General features: G+C 36.7%; 16 protein-coding genes and 1 other RNA gene. 12 read left to right on the top strand and 5 right to left on the bottom strand.

What is annotated here, in order from left to right:
* Window positions 1-24: 24 nt before the first annotated feature.
* Window positions 25-627 (bottom strand): Holliday junction resolvase RecU, encoded by a 603-nt coding sequence (recU, locus tag AC3A54_RS01465; RefSeq protein WP_487653121.1) that lies wholly within the window; start codon window positions 625-627, stop codon window positions 25-27.
* Between the two features lie 192 nt (window positions 628-819).
* On the opposite strand from recU, the gene AC3A54_RS01460 reads away from it, so the two are divergent.
* The 3 genes from AC3A54_RS01460 to AC3A54_RS01450 all read left to right on the top strand — a co-directional run bounded on the left by AC3A54_RS01460 (window position 820) and on the right by AC3A54_RS01450 (window position 2,862).
* A complete protein-coding gene (locus AC3A54_RS01460; RefSeq protein ID WP_487653120.1) occupies window positions 820-1,803 on the top strand; it encodes a DUF2515 family protein in 984 nt (327 codons plus the stop codon).
* A gap of 340 nt (window positions 1,804-2,143) precedes the next feature.
* On the top strand, window positions 2,144-2,419 hold the full coding sequence (locus AC3A54_RS01455) for a hypothetical protein (RefSeq protein ID WP_487653119.1): 276 nt from the start codon (window positions 2,144-2,146) through the stop codon (window positions 2,417-2,419).
* Window positions 2,420-2,505: 86 nt separating this feature from the next.
* Window positions 2,506-2,862: a DUF1798 family protein gene (locus AC3A54_RS01450; protein ID WP_487653118.1), complete on the top strand. Its 357-nt coding sequence runs from the start codon at window positions 2,506-2,508 to the stop codon at window positions 2,860-2,862.
* Between the two features lie 36 nt (window positions 2,863-2,898).
* Here the strand turns inward: AC3A54_RS01450 and yppF are convergent, their stop codons facing one another.
* Window positions 2,899-3,108: a YppF family protein gene (yppF, locus tag AC3A54_RS01445; RefSeq protein WP_308083413.1), complete on the bottom strand. Its 210-nt coding sequence runs from the start codon at window positions 3,106-3,108 to the stop codon at window positions 2,899-2,901.
* Window positions 3,109-3,328: 220 nt separating this feature from the next.
* Window positions 3,329-3,607 carry a hypothetical protein gene (locus AC3A54_RS01440; protein WP_487653489.1) on the bottom strand — a complete coding sequence of 93 codons (279 nt, stop codon included), beginning with the start codon at window positions 3,605-3,607 and terminating at the stop codon, window positions 3,329-3,331.
* Between AC3A54_RS01440 and AC3A54_RS01435 the strand changes: the two genes are divergently transcribed.
* Window positions 3,538-3,852 carry a YppG family protein gene (locus AC3A54_RS01435; protein WP_487653478.1) on the top strand — a complete coding sequence of 105 codons (315 nt, stop codon included), beginning with the start codon at window positions 3,538-3,540 and terminating at the stop codon, window positions 3,850-3,852. The genes AC3A54_RS01440 and AC3A54_RS01435 overlap by 70 nt on opposite strands.
* Before the next feature lie 54 nt (window positions 3,853-3,906).
* Here the strand turns inward: AC3A54_RS01435 and AC3A54_RS01430 are convergent, their stop codons facing one another.
* Window positions 3,907-4,389: an Hsp20/alpha crystallin family protein gene (locus AC3A54_RS01430; RefSeq protein WP_487653117.1), complete on the bottom strand. Its 483-nt coding sequence runs from the start codon at window positions 4,387-4,389 to the stop codon at window positions 3,907-3,909.
* A gap of 190 nt (window positions 4,390-4,579) precedes the next feature.
* On the opposite strand from AC3A54_RS01430, the gene hcp reads away from it, so the two are divergent.
* Window positions 4,580-5,878 (top strand): hydroxylamine reductase, encoded by a 1,299-nt coding sequence (gene hcp, locus AC3A54_RS01425; RefSeq protein WP_487653116.1) that lies wholly within the window; start codon window positions 4,580-4,582, stop codon window positions 5,876-5,878.
* Window positions 5,879-5,914: 36 nt separating this feature from the next.
* Here hcp and AC3A54_RS01420 read toward each other — a convergent pair whose 3' ends face one another.
* Window positions 5,915-6,613: a Crp/Fnr family transcriptional regulator gene (locus tag AC3A54_RS01420; RefSeq protein WP_335528847.1), complete on the bottom strand. Its 699-nt coding sequence runs from the start codon at window positions 6,611-6,613 to the stop codon at window positions 5,915-5,917.
* A 127-nt stretch (window positions 6,614-6,740) separates the two neighbouring features.
* On the opposite strand from AC3A54_RS01420, the gene AC3A54_RS01415 reads away from it, so the two are divergent.
* The 7 genes from AC3A54_RS01415 to AC3A54_RS01385 all read left to right on the top strand — a co-directional run bounded on the left by AC3A54_RS01415 (window position 6,741) and on the right by AC3A54_RS01385 (window position 14,080).
* Window positions 6,741-9,044 (top strand): DEAD/DEAH box helicase, encoded by a 2,304-nt coding sequence (locus tag AC3A54_RS01415; RefSeq protein ID WP_487653115.1) that lies wholly within the window; start codon window positions 6,741-6,743, stop codon window positions 9,042-9,044.
* The gene (locus AC3A54_RS01410; RefSeq protein WP_487653114.1) at window positions 9,035-10,303 is read left to right on the top strand and encodes a ribonuclease H-like domain-containing protein; all 1,269 of its coding nucleotides are present in this window, start codon (window positions 9,035-9,037) and stop codon (window positions 10,301-10,303) included. The genes AC3A54_RS01415 and AC3A54_RS01410 overlap by 10 nt, the downstream gene beginning before the upstream one ends.
* A gap of 428 nt (window positions 10,304-10,731) precedes the next feature.
* On the top strand, window positions 10,732-11,157 hold the full coding sequence (locus AC3A54_RS01405; protein WP_487653113.1) for a CotD family spore coat protein: 426 nt from the start codon (window positions 10,732-10,734) through the stop codon (window positions 11,155-11,157).
* Between the two features lie 127 nt (window positions 11,158-11,284).
* Window positions 11,285-11,842 (top strand): SLOG family protein, encoded by a 558-nt coding sequence (locus AC3A54_RS01400; RefSeq protein WP_487653477.1) that lies wholly within the window; start codon window positions 11,285-11,287, stop codon window positions 11,840-11,842.
* A gap of 137 nt (window positions 11,843-11,979) precedes the next feature.
* Window positions 11,980-12,282 carry a cell division regulator GpsB gene (gene gpsB, locus AC3A54_RS01395; RefSeq protein WP_308083421.1) on the top strand — a complete coding sequence of 101 codons (303 nt, stop codon included), beginning with the start codon at window positions 11,980-11,982 and terminating at the stop codon, window positions 12,280-12,282.
* Between the two features lie 81 nt (window positions 12,283-12,363).
* Window positions 12,364-12,761: RNase P RNA component class B (rnpB, locus tag AC3A54_RS01390), an RNA gene on the top strand.
* 176 nt (window positions 12,762-12,937) lie between these two features.
* Window positions 12,938-14,080: a THUMP domain-containing class I SAM-dependent RNA methyltransferase gene (locus AC3A54_RS01385; protein ID WP_487653112.1), complete on the top strand. Its 1,143-nt coding sequence runs from the start codon at window positions 12,938-12,940 to the stop codon at window positions 14,078-14,080.
* The last annotated feature ends 58 nt before the right edge of the window (window positions 14,081-14,138 follow it).

Here is a 14,138-nt window from a genome sequence, read left to right as displayed (position 1 = left end):
TCCACTTTTCCACTTTTAGAAGATCTACAGTCTTTCTATTACTTTAATATAGTCAATTCTAGGTTGAAATCCAAGTGGAATGCGATGACCTTTTTCTTCAATTTCTTCTTTGGTAATTGATTTTCTGCCACCGCTCAACATTCGTTCCCAATACATTAACAAATGTTTTGCTTCTAACAGGTAAACTTGTTCAAATTTGGTAAAACGAAGAATAACGAAACAAATACCTCCTTGAGAAATGACCTCTTCCATATGCTGAATTTGGTGCTCGTGGAAGTTTTTCAATGGAAAGGAGGTAGGGTTCTGCGTTTCCTTAGCTTCAAAATCAATATATTTACCTTTATATACCCCATTATAATCAGTAGTTGACGCAAGCTTAAAATAAGCTTCTTTAATAACTGCAGCGCTTCGATTTGGATAGTCAACCTGAACGATTTGAACAGGTGTAGGTTTTTTGTGAATCACAGCAATTTTTCTTTCACGATAGTATTCATTTGTTTCATTTAAATCTTCCTCTAGTGTCATACCTCGGTTACTATAAGAACTATTTTTCTTTTTTTTGATTGTATTTCCAGATTCCTGTTCAATGGGTTTGTACTTTTTTCCATTTGGATAGTTAAAATTCATATTTTTGCACCTCTCAAGCTATTCCCTATCATACCAAATCTTAGAGTAATCGAGGTGTATAATATATTGTTGTTAACACACTCTAATAACAATTGTACCGTGAAAGTTACACATAATCATGATTCATTTTTCTTAGAAGGCGTAATTCCATAGGACTCATTCTCTATTAAAAAATATAAGGGAAGATGAACAATGAATTTGAATCACCTAACGATACAGGAACAAACAATCATTCGTCAAATTATACATGAAACGAATAAGAAAAACATTGATAACGTATCAAGAACAGAAGCCTATTTTACATATTTTAAGAAAAATCCTGATATCATTTGGTCCTTTCTTGCAAGTATGGTTTCTAGAAACGGCGGATGGAATATGTGTGATCTCGAGGGACACATATTTCCGAATCTTTTAGCAGAAAAAGTTAGGAAACAGCTTTTCCTTACGTACGAGAGAGCTAACTGGCTTATTTTTCATGACGTTTTTCCACAATTGCTGATCTATCAATATTCGACGAAAATAAATCGACCAATGTTTCATTTACTTCCATATTTCCATGTATCTTCTTTTATACAAAATGAGTGGCAGAGATACTGGACTAATAATGATAAGGAAAGGCTCACAAGAGCTTTGATAATTAATGAGCAAAATGTGATCCATACACCTGTGATCGAGCATCCTGTATATAAGAAAAAGGTCTTTCATTCTATGATTTTTTCTTTCCAGGATTGGCTGCATTTTAGCTGTGTCCTGTTTCCAACTTGCGGTGGGGAAGTGTATGGTGCTAGTGTTAATGGATTTAAATCATTATCGAAGAGAATAAATTTAGGAAAGAGATTGGCAAGTATTCTTTTTCATCCAAGGTTGTTTCCATACTTTTTGGAGTTTGCTGAGAAAACACCACATACTGGATCAAGATATGATTATGAAAAGTATTTTAAGAATAAGACAGTGAGAAGGACTCCGGTACTTAGGGCCACTTTTCCAGTAATTGAACATTATCAGCACTTTTACGAGGACTGGAGTTTAGAGAGGCGAGTATCTCCAGTTTGGTTATATTTCCCTGCTCGCCATCGACATCCCATACATCTTACAGATTGGTATTTTAAAAAATCACACCAGCTTCAATTAATGCTGTCACTCCATCAAGTATTGCAATTAAAAAAGTGGGAATAAAAAAGCAAGGCTTCCCTTGCTTTTTTTGCTGTTTTTTTACTCTGCTGGGCGATTAGGGCCTTCTAGCTTCTTATCACCATAGCCTGTTCTTTTTGCTGTTTCTGATTGTGTTTGTTTTGTGGTTTGGTTTGTCTTTTTTGCCATTTTTAAAACACCTCCAATAGTAGCTTGTGCGGTTTTTCAATTTTTCATGCGAACTTATAAGTTGTCGAATGGACATTATGAATATGCAGTTTTGACACTATCTTTGACGAATTGCTTCTAGTTTTGTCATTCCGGAAGGAAGCCTATGAAAGAAGGAGAATTATACCTAATAGAATAATGCGAGGAGGATTTATATATGAATAAGGCACTGTCCGAAAAGGAAAAATTGCTTACTATGCTGACAGAGATATACGATCAATTAGAAGAATTGGAGTCTGTTCTAGAAGCATCTTTCTCCGACCTTCGCTCCAGTTTAAATCAAGAGGAACAGGAAAAATTAACATTACCCGTTCAAAAACTTTCAGCCATAGAAAATAAAATAGAAAACCAAAGTGCTACTCAAGAGATAGTAGGAGAGTACTTAGACAACAACCAAGTAGCAAAAGCTCTAAAACTTGAATTAGGATTTTAATTTCCGCTAAAATGAAAGTACTTGCCAAAAGTAGCAATGGGAACTGCTACTTTTTTATTTTGTATTAATAGAAGGGAATAAAAGAAATGTTAGAAAAAATTATCCATTTAACAGAAAAACTTTTGAATTATAACCAATTATTCATGAAATATTACCAGGAGGGTCGGAATACAGGCATAAAGTATGAATTTAACGATGTAATTAAACCTTTTTCAGATGAAGTGAAAGGCATAAATGACGAGTGGAAAAAAGAAATGAAAAGATGGCTGACAGTGACCGATCATAAAAATCTTCATTTAAAGCAAATTGACACTACATCAGAACATATTGAACAATTATCCATTCAAGCCTTCTTTCCTGAAACTAGTAGAACAAGGTTTTTAAATGCTCATCGTACAGTAGACTATTTCTTGCAGGAAGTTATAAAAGAATTAAAAAAATAGAAAAAAGAGATGCTGAGCATCTCTTTAATAGGTGTTTTATGAATTTTCGATGAGGGAGTTTTCGCTTTCTGTCTTAGGTATTGCCGCACCTTGATTTTCAAGTTCACGGACAAGTAGGCGATATTCTTTTATGCTAATTTCGTTATGAATATACGCTTTCTTAGCAAAATCCATTAATGCGTTAACGTCATCTGTTTGATAGTCCCGACTTTGAATAAATTTGCTTTTTAATTCGTGAATGTCCATATTTAGCTCCTCCTTCATCCTTTTTTCTATCGTAACACGAAATGAAAGGATTCCTAGTTTTTAAAATATTTAAACTTTAGACAAAATTCCTCTTTATTTGACAATGTCCTTTGCTATAAAATAATCACCTTTTTATTCTGTTCTTCATAAACTGTGTAATAGAGAATGATATAGAGGAGATGTTTGCCCATGATCAGTGGAAAAAGACCAAATCAATTCTTTAATTATGGATACTCGGGGCAAATGATGCACCAAGATCCGGTAAGCACTCAATGGCAGCAACCGTATATGAATCGAAACCAGCCATATCCTTACCAAAATCAAGTTCAAAATTATGAATGGAATCCCTATCAACAACAAAATCCATACTACCCACAGACATTTCAGCCATATAATCAAAACTATCAACAAGGCTATGTTCCACAAAATGTGCCATACCAGAATCAATCAAATTCTCAAAAGGATTCGCAATTTCTTTTCCAGAACCCGTTGCAGCCAAAGGAGGAAATGAATCCTCCCCAATCCTACATGCCTATGAATGGATACCCGATGATGAATCCTTATCCAAAATCAAATATGATTCCTAAACAACCAGGTGGGGTACAATCATTATTAAATTCCTTTAAGTCACAAGATGGATCGGTAGATTTTACGAAAATGGTTAATACTGCAGGACAAATGATGAATGCTGTCAATCAAGTATCATCGCTTGTAAAAGGATTTGGTGGAATATTTAAAGTATAAGAGAGAGGCTGACTCATAGCTACGTGAGTCAGCCTCATTGCTTTTAGTGCTTTTTTAATCTTCAATTTCAATCATCTTCCCTTTTTCTTGCGGGATTTTAATTTGTAGTAAACCGTCCCTGTAGGATGCTTTTACCATTTTTTCATTGATTGCATGTGGAAGTGAAATGGTTCGGGATGATTGCTGTCGAGTAATTCTTTGGCGATATAGTTTATTTATGTCGTCTTCTTCTGTTTCTAGCTCTTTATTTTCTACTGTAATGGTTAAGTAATTTCCCGAAATATTTAAATTGATTTGCTCTCTTTTTACCCCAGGAAGTTCAGCCGTGATGATATATTCTTTTCCTGTTTCAACCGTTTCTACATGAAAACCAGATCCAACTGGAAAAGGAGTTTTAAAGAAATCATCAATTGATTGTAAAAATCCCCTTACTGGTTTTTCAGTGAAGAAATCATTCATCGATTTAAATAATTCACGAAAAGGCTCAGGCAATGGTTTCTTTCCGTTATTTTTATCTTCAGGCAGCATAGATGACATAATAGTTCCTCCTCTTTCCAATATTTCACTTCATATAATATGCAGATGAAACTAGGGAGGTGCCGCCATAATATGGCTATAAACTTTTGAACGATTTATTACAACTTGAATTTCTGTGATATATATCACATTAATATTGGGTGATTGTTTGTATGCTAGGCAGTAGTTTTAGGAAAGTGAGGAAAAATACATGTTCTGTTATCAATGTGAACAAACACCATCAGGTGGTTGTAAAGTTATTGGAGTATGCGGAAAAGATGAAACCATTGCCAGTTTACAAGATACGATTATTTTTGGATTAAAAGGTATAGCAGCCTATCGAACACATGCTAACCAACTAGGATATACAGATGCTTTTGTAGATGCAACCACACATGAAGCATTATACTTAACGTTAACCAATTCTAACTTTAACGTGCAGGAACATATCGACATGGCGATGAAAGTAGGGCAATCAGCTGTCCGTGTGATGGGAATGCTTGATGAAGCCCATACAAATCGTCTAGGCATTCCAGAGCCTATCCGTGTAAGTCAAAATAAAATTGAGGGGAAATGTATTGTTGTTACTGGACATAACCTTTTTGCATTAGAAGAGTTATTAAAGCAAACAGAAGGAATGGGCATAAATATATATACCCACTCTGAAATGCTGCCCGCTCATGGTTATCCTGCATTAAAGAAATATACCCATTTAAAAGGTAATATCGGTAAAGCATGGTATGATCAGCGCCGCCTTTTTGAGGCATTTCCTGGAGCTATCCTGGCAACTACAAACTGTGTTATGCCAATTAAAGGGACTTATGCGGATAGAATGTTTACATATGAAGTGGCCGGACTAGAGAATGTAGAAAAAATTGTGAACGATGACTTTTCTCCTTTAATTGAGAGAGCATTAGAGCTTCCTGAAGCGGCAGTAGATTCAAATGAAACATTACTAACAGGGTTTCATCATGAAACTGTTTTAGGCTTGGCACCTGAAGTAATAGAGGCGGTAAAAACAGGGAAGATTAAGCGGTTCTTTGTTATTGCTGGATGTGATGCTCCTGGGCATGGAGGTGATTATTACCGTGAACTGGCAACATCCCTGCCACCAGAAGCAGTTATTTTAACCACCTCTTGTGGAAAATTCCGCTTTAATGATGTGGATTATGGGGTTATTCCTGGGACAAATATTCCAAGATACATCGATCTTGGGCAATGTAATAACTCCGGTTCAACGGTGAAAATTGCAATGGCATTAGCTGATGCCTTTGAATGTGAAATTAACGAGCTTCCAGTAAGTATTGTATTATCTTGGTTTGAACAAAAAGCGGTTGCTATTCTGCTTGGACTTTTCAGCTTAGGTATCCGAGATATCCGCATTGGACCTAAGCCGCCAGAATTTATTTCTGAAGGAGTTCTTCAGGTCCTCCAAGAAACATTTAACTTAAAATTAATTGGTACGGCAAAAGAAGATATGGAAGAAATGCTTCAGCTTGCTGTAAAATAAACAAAAACCCGTCTTTGACGGGTTTTTGTTTATTTTTTAGATTAAATGAATTTCTTCCATTAGTATCTCTATGTCAACAATCATATTGCCTTCTTCATCTACTTCGATTAATTCATCCTTTTTCATCTTAGTGAGTGTTCGGCTGATAGTTTCCCGTGTGGTACCAATCATGTTGGCCAAGTCTTTATTGGTGAATTCTGATTTTAATAGAATGGTTCCATCACCTTTTTCTTGACCGTGCTTTTGTGCAAGGCGAATGATCAGCTTGATAATCTGTTCATACGTATTATTCAAAATTTGCTCTTCTAATCGGTTTTGTAAATCTACAATTTTTTCACCAAGTACCTTAAACACTTTAATACATAGTTCAGGATTTTCTATAAGCACAGATTCAAATTTTGATATTGGAACAGCAATTAGTGTTGATGGTTCGATAACTTCAGCATATGCTGGGTAATCTCCTTTTCTAAAAAAACCAACATGAGGAAACATTTCTCCTTTTTTTGCTATGGCTACAATTTGTTCTTTCCCATTAATATCACTTTTGTAAATTTTAATTTTGCCATCATAAATAAAATAAACATTTTCAAGCGGGTCACCTTGAAGGAACACATGGCTCTGTTTTTTCCAATCTCGAGCAATAGCGATGTCAGTAATTTTTGTTAATTCTAGATCATTTAATTCTCGAAAAAGCGAGAATTCCGAAAGAACTTTCTTAATCGTTTCTATTTTCATTCCATCACCTACAAATTTATTTCAGTTATCTTCTATTGTAACAAAAATTCCATCAATAGTTTATTTTTATGATATACTTTTTTTACGAACGTTCATTCGCTGGAATAGAAGTAACGAGGTGAAGAGCATGTATGGAAAGAAAAGCCTGCAAGAAATGTTAATAGAATTGAAATTGAAACAAGATTTTAAAGAAAATATTGTTACTTGGCATACGATCCCGGAAAAACCAGCACAATCTGTTTCACTCCCAGATGAGTTGAACCCGGTGTTGAAACAATCATTAAAAACAAAGGGAATAGAGCAGCTATATATCCATCAAAAATCAGCCTATGAGAAAACTATGGGTGGGAAAAGTATCGTTGCTGTTACACCGACGGCTTCAGGGAAAACCCTTTGCTATAACCTCCCAGTTCTCCAATCGATTCTACAGAATCCTAATTCGAGAGCATTGTATTTATTCCCTACTAAAGCGCTCGCCCAGGACCAAAAAACTGAAATAAATGAAATTATTCAAGCAGCAGGGGTAGATATTAATAGTTATACGTATGATGGCGATACACCTGCTAATATTCGCCAAAGGGTAAGACAGGCTGGACATGTAGTGATTACAAATCCTGATATGCTTCACTCAGCGATCCTCCCGCATCACACAAAATGGGTGTCTCTTTTCGAACACCTAAAATTCATTGTTATTGATGAACTCCATACATATCGTGGAGTGTTTGGAAGTCATGTTGCCAATGTAATTAGAAGATTGAAGAGAATTTGTCGGTACTACGGAAGCAACCCAGTTTTTATTTGTACATCTGCAACCATAGCAAATCCATTAGAACTAGCGGAGAAATTAACAGAAGAAAAAATGTGTCTTATTGATAATAACGGTGCACCAAGCGGTAGAAAGCATTTTCTCTTTTATAATCCCCCTATTGTAAACAAGCCGTTAAATATTAGAAGAAGTGCAACTCTGGAGGTTCGAAAAATAGCGGGAGAATTGTTGAAAAATAAAATTCAAACGATTATTTTTGCAAGAAGTAGAGTAAGAGTTGAGATCATCCTGACATATTTGCAGGAGTTGGTAAAGAATCAGTTAGGGGACAAGTCCATAATGGGCTATCGAGGAGGATATCTTCCAACAGAAAGAAGAAAAATTGAGAAGGGGCTGCGCTCAGGAGAGATATACGGTGTTGTCAGCACAAATGCACTTGAATTAGGGGTTGATATTGGTCAACTCCAGGTCTGCATTATGACTGGTTATCCAGGTACCATTTCCAGCGCTTGGCAGCAGGCAGGAAGGGCAGGAAGGCGTCATGGAGAAGCTCTTGTTATTATGGTGGCGAGTTCAAGCCCACTTGATCAATATATCATTCAAAACCCTGCATACTTTTTGGAAAAGAGCCCAGAGACAGCTAGGATAAATCCTGATAACCTGATTATCTTGATTGACCATATGAAATGCGCTGCCTACGAGCTGCCATTTAAAGCAGGAGAACAGTTTGGTACTGTTGGGACGGAAGAACTATTGGAGTATTTAACAGAGGAAAGAGTTCTATATCGGAATGGGGATAAATGGTTCTGGATGAATGATTCATTCCCTGCACATAATATTAGTTTGCGATCGGCATCTCAAGAGAATGTGATAATTGTAGATCAATCGGATGTGGCAAATGTGAAAGTAATTGGAGAAATGGACCGTTTCTCGGCCATGACACTCCTACATGATGAGGCTATCTATCTGCATCAAGGTAACCAGTACCAAGTAGAAAAATTGGATTGGGAAGAAAAGAAGGCGTTCGTGAGGGAAGTGGACGTTGACTATTTTACAGATGCTAATTTAGCCGTTCAATTAAAAGTATTAGAAGTGGACAAACTTATACCATTGCAGCAGGCAGAAATAGGTTTTGGTGATGTAAGTGTAAGGGCTATGGCAACAATTTTTAAAAAAATCAAATTTGAAACACACGAAAATATAGGCTCCGGACCGATCCATCTTCCAGAAGAGGAGCTTCATACGAATGCGGCTTGGATTTCACTAAATAGACCACTTGGCGAAATGGGACATGAGCGGCTTGAACAAGGTCTGATTGGTACTGCACATGCACTGAGGTCCATCGCTCCACTGTTTGTAATGGCTGACCCTCAAGACATCCATGTGACACCACAAGTAAAAGCGGATCATAATGAAAAGCCAACCATATTTTTCTATGATCGTTATCCCGGTGGAATCGGCTTAAGTGAAAAATTATACACTGGCATGGCTAAGGTGTTCATAGAAACAAAAAATATGATTATTCGGTGTCAATGTGAATCAGGATGTCCATCGTGTATTGGAACAGATACAGTAAGTGAGACAGCTAAAAAGGATGCCTTAAACATTCTTGAAGCATTCCTTCGTGTTTCTGGAATTGACAAGGATGTGGAGTCATGTCTTTAAAAAACAAGTTGAATCGGCTAAAACCTCATTTATCAGCAGGAGTAACAGGAGAGGTTAATAAACCTCTTCCAACGCAGATCCCAGTCAAAGAAGTTCCTTACAGGGAACGATGGGAGCAAGAAGGTGTTGTTCCGTATTTTATGGACCAGGATTTCTGTTTAATTAGAGAAGTGAAATATCCACTTTCCCAGAAGCATGGACAATACTGTTTTCGTGATTTTCTTACCGCTGTTGATGTATGGAATAAGCAGTCTATTAATCATCCCTTGTCAGCAAAAGGACATAACGCGGAGGAATTATTCTTTTTTGACACAGAGACAACAGGTCTTGGCGGTGGAGTGGGGAATACAATTTTTTTGCTTGGATATGCTAGTTTTTCTGGAGAAGAGCTGATTTTGAGGCAACATATTCTTCCTCATCCGGGAGCGGAGGTTCCTTTATACCAAAGCTTTTTGGAAAACGTCAATTATAAAACATTAGTTACCTATAATGGAAAATCGTTTGATTGGCCACAGGTGAAAACAAGACACATGCTTGTGAGAGAGCATGTACCAAAGTTACCGAAATTTGGACACTTTGATTTATTCCATGCTGCAAGAAGGCTATGGAAGCACAAATTGGAGCGCCTAAAATTGTCAATTGTTGAAAAAGAGGTATTGGGTGTTGAAAGGATAGATGATATTCCAGGATTTTTAGCACCGATGATTTATTTTGATTTTATTGAAAGCAATCAACCTGAAGGGATGCTTGGTATTTTAAAACATAATGAGATAGACATCCTTTCGCTCGTTACTTTGTATACCCATTTAACCTTTCAATTGTGTGGAATCGATAAAAATCAGACAAGGGCTGAAACATATGAGGTGGGTCGTTGGTTTTCCACCTTAGGAGAGAATCAGGAAGCTGAAAAAGTATTGACCAAGCTTACTACAGAAAGAGATGTTACGTCATTTCAAGCAAAGCTTACCCTTGCGTTTCAATTGAAAAAAGAAGGTAATTGGGAGCAAGCTCGGATATTGTTCGAGGATGTTGTCGAATCCGGTGTAGAAGAAATGATGTTAAAAGCTTGTGTAGAGTTAGCGAAAATTTTTGAACATAGACATAAAGAGTTCCGACGTGCAATTGAATATTGCCAAAAAGCGATTTACCTACGAAATCAATCGAAAAATCTAAAGTCTTTGAAGGGACAAATATCCTTGGAGCAGCTTGAAAACAGGTTTAAACGTTTAGAACGAAAATTTGCGAAATTTCCCAGGTAAGCGCAAAATTCGTCAAAATTATTAGTTAAATGGTTATTTTCGCCATAGTTCGATTAATTGCCACGAATTTTTAACAATTTATTATAAAAAACCAGCAATTCCATATTGTTTATTGTAGTTGAAAAAGGTAAAATTTGAAATTGGATTGAGAAAAAAACGACTATAAAACTTATGGAGCTGGTAATATTGTATAAAGCCATTTTATTCTTATTTTTTATTGTCGTATGTTTGACTGCTGTTGTTTTTACAAGCTTGAAAGATAGCTTTTATTCGATGTTATAGATTGCTTGTCCATTTAAACATTAATAAATAATCAGACTTTTTGAATTTTCTGATTTGTAAAAAATAGGTGTTTTCCTTAGTACAAGAGTAACTCCTTCAACATAGGCTGTTAATGTAAACAGAATATTTGAAGGGAGAGCATTATAATGTATTTAGGAACTAATTTTATGCCGCCAGTCATTCATCCGACACAACAAATTGTGAACCACACTTTTTCAACAACGGTGGTGCCACATATTCATCCAGTACACACTACAACGGTAAATCACCATATGTACCAACATAAACACTTCTGCCCACAAACAGCATCATGTTGCGAAGAGGAATGTAATCAGCATATTAACTGCTGTAACCCATGTGCACCAGGTGTTATGCCAGCTGCAATGCCTGCTCCGAATGCCGTACCAGGTATGGGAATGGGAGCCCCAGGTTTCGCACCAGGAGGACCGGGTTTTGGACCAGGAGGACCGGGCTTTGGACCAGGAGGACCGGGCTTTGGACCAGGAGGCCCAGGCTTTGGACCAGGTGCTCCAGGCTTTGCACCAGGACCATTCATGGGACCGCGTCCCTAAGGAGAATGTTTCAATTGCAAGGGCTTCTAGCCCTTGTTTTTTATTTATGTTTACAATATTGTATGCTTGCTTGATAAAAATGTTTGTCCTATTTTAAAATTTTTATATAAAGGAGAACATTTCTTTGATAAAAGTGCTTACGATTTCAGGATATAAACCATTTGAATTAGGAATTTTTAAGAAGGATCACCCATCTGTCCAATATATTAAAGCGGCTTTTAAGAAGGCTTTAATACCAATGGTGGAACAAGGATTAGAATGGGTATTAATTAGTGGACAATTGGGAGCTGAATTATGGGCGGCCGAAGTTTTGTTTGATTTACAAACCGATTATCCTGGGGTAAAACTGGCAGTCATCACTCCTTTCCTTGACCAGCAAGCATCTTGGAACGAAAATAATAAAGAATGGTACGAATCCGTTCTTGCAAGAGCAGATTTTATTGATTCTGTAACAAAAAAGGGATATGAAAAACCATGGCAATTTAGATTAAAAAATCAATTTTTTATTGAAAAGAGTGACGGTCTTCTCCTTTTTTTTGACCTGGAAAAAGAGGGAAGCCCTAAATACCTGTATGAAATGGCTATACAATTTCAAAAAAATCACGAGTACCCTGTAGAGTTAATTACGTTTTACGATTTACAAACGATTGTCGAAGAAGAGCAATTAAAACAAATGGATTATTAGGTATGTTTAGTCCTCTTTTTGCATATTTTTATAATGATTTATAAATCATTCATTTCTTAAAACAAAAGAAAATTGACAAAAGCACATATTTTTGAAAAAATAATAGGTAATGATTGGCGAATACTGAGGTGATTTTAATGCTTTCCGATAAAGTTAAGTTAACGGCTAAGGATATTTTAGAAAAAGAGTTCAAGACTGGTGTACGTGGTTATAAACAAGAAGACGTTGATAAATTTTTAGATTTAATAATTAAGGATTATGAAACTTTTCATCAGGAAATTGAGGATTTACAGCAAGAAAATCTTAGACTTCGTAAACAAGTAGAAGATAGTTCGAAAAGACAGCCAGTGGCACAACCTGCCGGAACGACGAACTTCGATATTTTAAAGCGATTATCTAACTTAGAAAAACATGTTTTTGGCAATAAACTCTACGATTAACAGATTGTAAGGTCATTTCCTAATAATAACCATTGAATAAACAGCATGAATTACATATAATAATAAATGTCTTCATTAATGACGTTCGGGTAATCGCTGCAAGGTGCTTTGCATCTTGTAGAGGAAAGTCCATGCTCGCACAAGCTGCGATGCTTGTAGTGTTCGTGCCTAGTGAAATCATAAGCTAGGGCAGCTGGGTCTAGCATCCAGTTGACGGCCGGGAAAATACCTAAGTCCATTAGGATATGGTATGAATACCTATAAAAGTGCCACAGTGACGTAACCTTTCTAGAAATAGAAAGGGTGGAACGGGTAAACCCCACGAGCGAGAAACCCAAATTATGGTAGGGGCGCTTTCTCTGAGGAATTGAACGAGGAGAAGGACAGATTCTTTATGAATCTGTAGATAGATGATTACCACCTAAGTACGAGACTAACAGTCGCTTGCAGTACTATGGTACAGAACATGGCTTACAGAACGTTATTAATGGGAATGTATGCTGGATATAAACGGCTCTCCTGATAGGGGAGCTTTTTTATTATTTTACTAAGTAAGTTGCATTCGTTAAGTGTTTTTTGTCAATAATGATAGCAAATCATAGGTTAATTCTGTAAAGTAAACAATACATACATGTAATAAGTTAAGGGTGAAAAAATGGAAAAATATCAATTAATCGCCACTGCGGCGATGGGACTCGAAGCACTAGTTGCAAAAGAGGTTAGGTCGTTAGGGTATGACTGTGAGGTTGAAAATGGAAAGGTAATCTACACTGGAGATGAATCTGCGATTGCACGCAGTAATTTATGGCTGAGAACAGCAGACCGAATAAAAATTAAAGTTGGAGAATTTAAGGCCTATACCTTTGATGAATTATTCGAGAAGACAAAAGCACTTCCATGGGAAAAATTCCTTCCAGAGGATGCTGAATTTCCTGTTATAGGTAAATCAGTCAAATCAAAGCTATTTAGTGTTTCTGACTGCCAGGCAATTGTTAAAAAAGCTGTTGTCGAACGGCTGAAAAAACATTATAAGCGAAGCACCTGGTTTGAAGAAAGTGGTGCTCTTTACCGTATTGAAGTTGCTTTGCTAAAGGATGTTGCAACCATAACAATTGATGCTAGCGGCCAGGGTCTTCATAAACGAGGTTACCGTATTGATCAAGGGGAGGCTCCGTTAAAGGAGACCCTTGCAGCTGCTCTTGTTATGCTTACAAATTGGAAAGCTGACCGACCGTTCATGGATCCATTTTGCGGCTCAGGAACGATTCCAATTGAAGCTGCCATGATTGGGCAAAATATAGCACCAGGCTTTAATAGAGAATTTGTTTCGGAAGGCTGGAATTGGATCCCTCAGAAGGTATGGGATGTGGCACGGAGTGAAGCGGAAGATTTGGCGAAGTATGATCAGCCTTTAGATATTTTAGGTACAGATATTGATCACCGAATGGTAAAAATCGCCCAAGAGAACGCTTTTGAGGCTGGTTTTGGGGACCTAATTCAATTTAAACAAATGCAAGTAAGAGATATCTCTACAACGAAGGAATATGGAGTAATAGTAGGAAATCCTCCTTACGGTGAAAGACTGGGGGAAAAGAAGGCTGTTGAACAAATGTATAAAGAAATGGGTCAAGCACTTAGCAAGCTAGATACATGGTCCATTTATATTATGACTTCAAATGAAGAGTTTGAGCAATTTTACGGAAAACCAGCTACAAAGAAAAGAAAGCTTTTCAATGGTTTTATTAGAACAGATCTATACCAATACTGGGGAAAGCGTCCACCAAGACAAGAGGAATAGAAGTAATTAGCTATTATTAAATAGTAAAAAGAAAAATAAGTTCTTTAGAACTAGGGTG

It is taken from the genome of Neobacillus sp. Soil_C_43 (assembly GCF_057656715.1).
This window is presented reverse-complemented; position numbering and strand designations above follow the sequence as displayed.

Bases quoted from the DNA above. Each gene is read 5' to 3' on its own strand.
- recU (WP_487653121.1), bottom strand. From the start codon at position 627: ATGAATTTTAACTATCCAAATGGAAAAAAGTACAAACCCATTGAACAG.
- AC3A54_RS01460 (WP_487653120.1), top strand. From the start codon at position 820: ATGAATTTGAATCACCTAACGATACAGGAACAAACAATCATTCGTCAA.
- AC3A54_RS01455 (WP_487653119.1), top strand. From the start codon at position 2,144: ATGAATAAGGCACTGTCCGAAAAGGAAAAATTGCTTACTATGCTGACA.
- AC3A54_RS01450 (WP_487653118.1), top strand. From the start codon at position 2,506: ATGTTAGAAAAAATTATCCATTTAACAGAAAAACTTTTGAATTATAAC.
- yppF (WP_308083413.1), bottom strand. From the start codon at position 3,108: ATGGACATTCACGAATTAAAAAGCAAATTTATTCAAAGTCGGGACTAT.
- AC3A54_RS01430 (WP_487653117.1), bottom strand. From the start codon at position 4,389: ATGTCATCTATGCTGCCTGAAGATAAAAATAACGGAAAGAAACCATTG.
- hcp (WP_487653116.1), top strand. From the start codon at position 4,580: ATGTTCTGTTATCAATGTGAACAAACACCATCAGGTGGTTGTAAAGTT.
- AC3A54_RS01420 (WP_335528847.1), bottom strand. From the start codon at position 6,613: ATGAAAATAGAAACGATTAAGAAAGTTCTTTCGGAATTCTCGCTTTTT.
- AC3A54_RS01415 (WP_487653115.1), top strand. From the start codon at position 6,741: ATGTATGGAAAGAAAAGCCTGCAAGAAATGTTAATAGAATTGAAATTG.
- AC3A54_RS01410 (WP_487653114.1), top strand. From the start codon at position 9,035: ATGTCTTTAAAAAACAAGTTGAATCGGCTAAAACCTCATTTATCAGCA.
- AC3A54_RS01405 (WP_487653113.1), top strand. From the start codon at position 10,732: ATGTATTTAGGAACTAATTTTATGCCGCCAGTCATTCATCCGACACAA.
- gpsB (WP_308083421.1), top strand. From the start codon at position 11,980: ATGCTTTCCGATAAAGTTAAGTTAACGGCTAAGGATATTTTAGAAAAA.
- AC3A54_RS01385 (WP_487653112.1), top strand. From the start codon at position 12,938: ATGGAAAAATATCAATTAATCGCCACTGCGGCGATGGGACTCGAAGCA.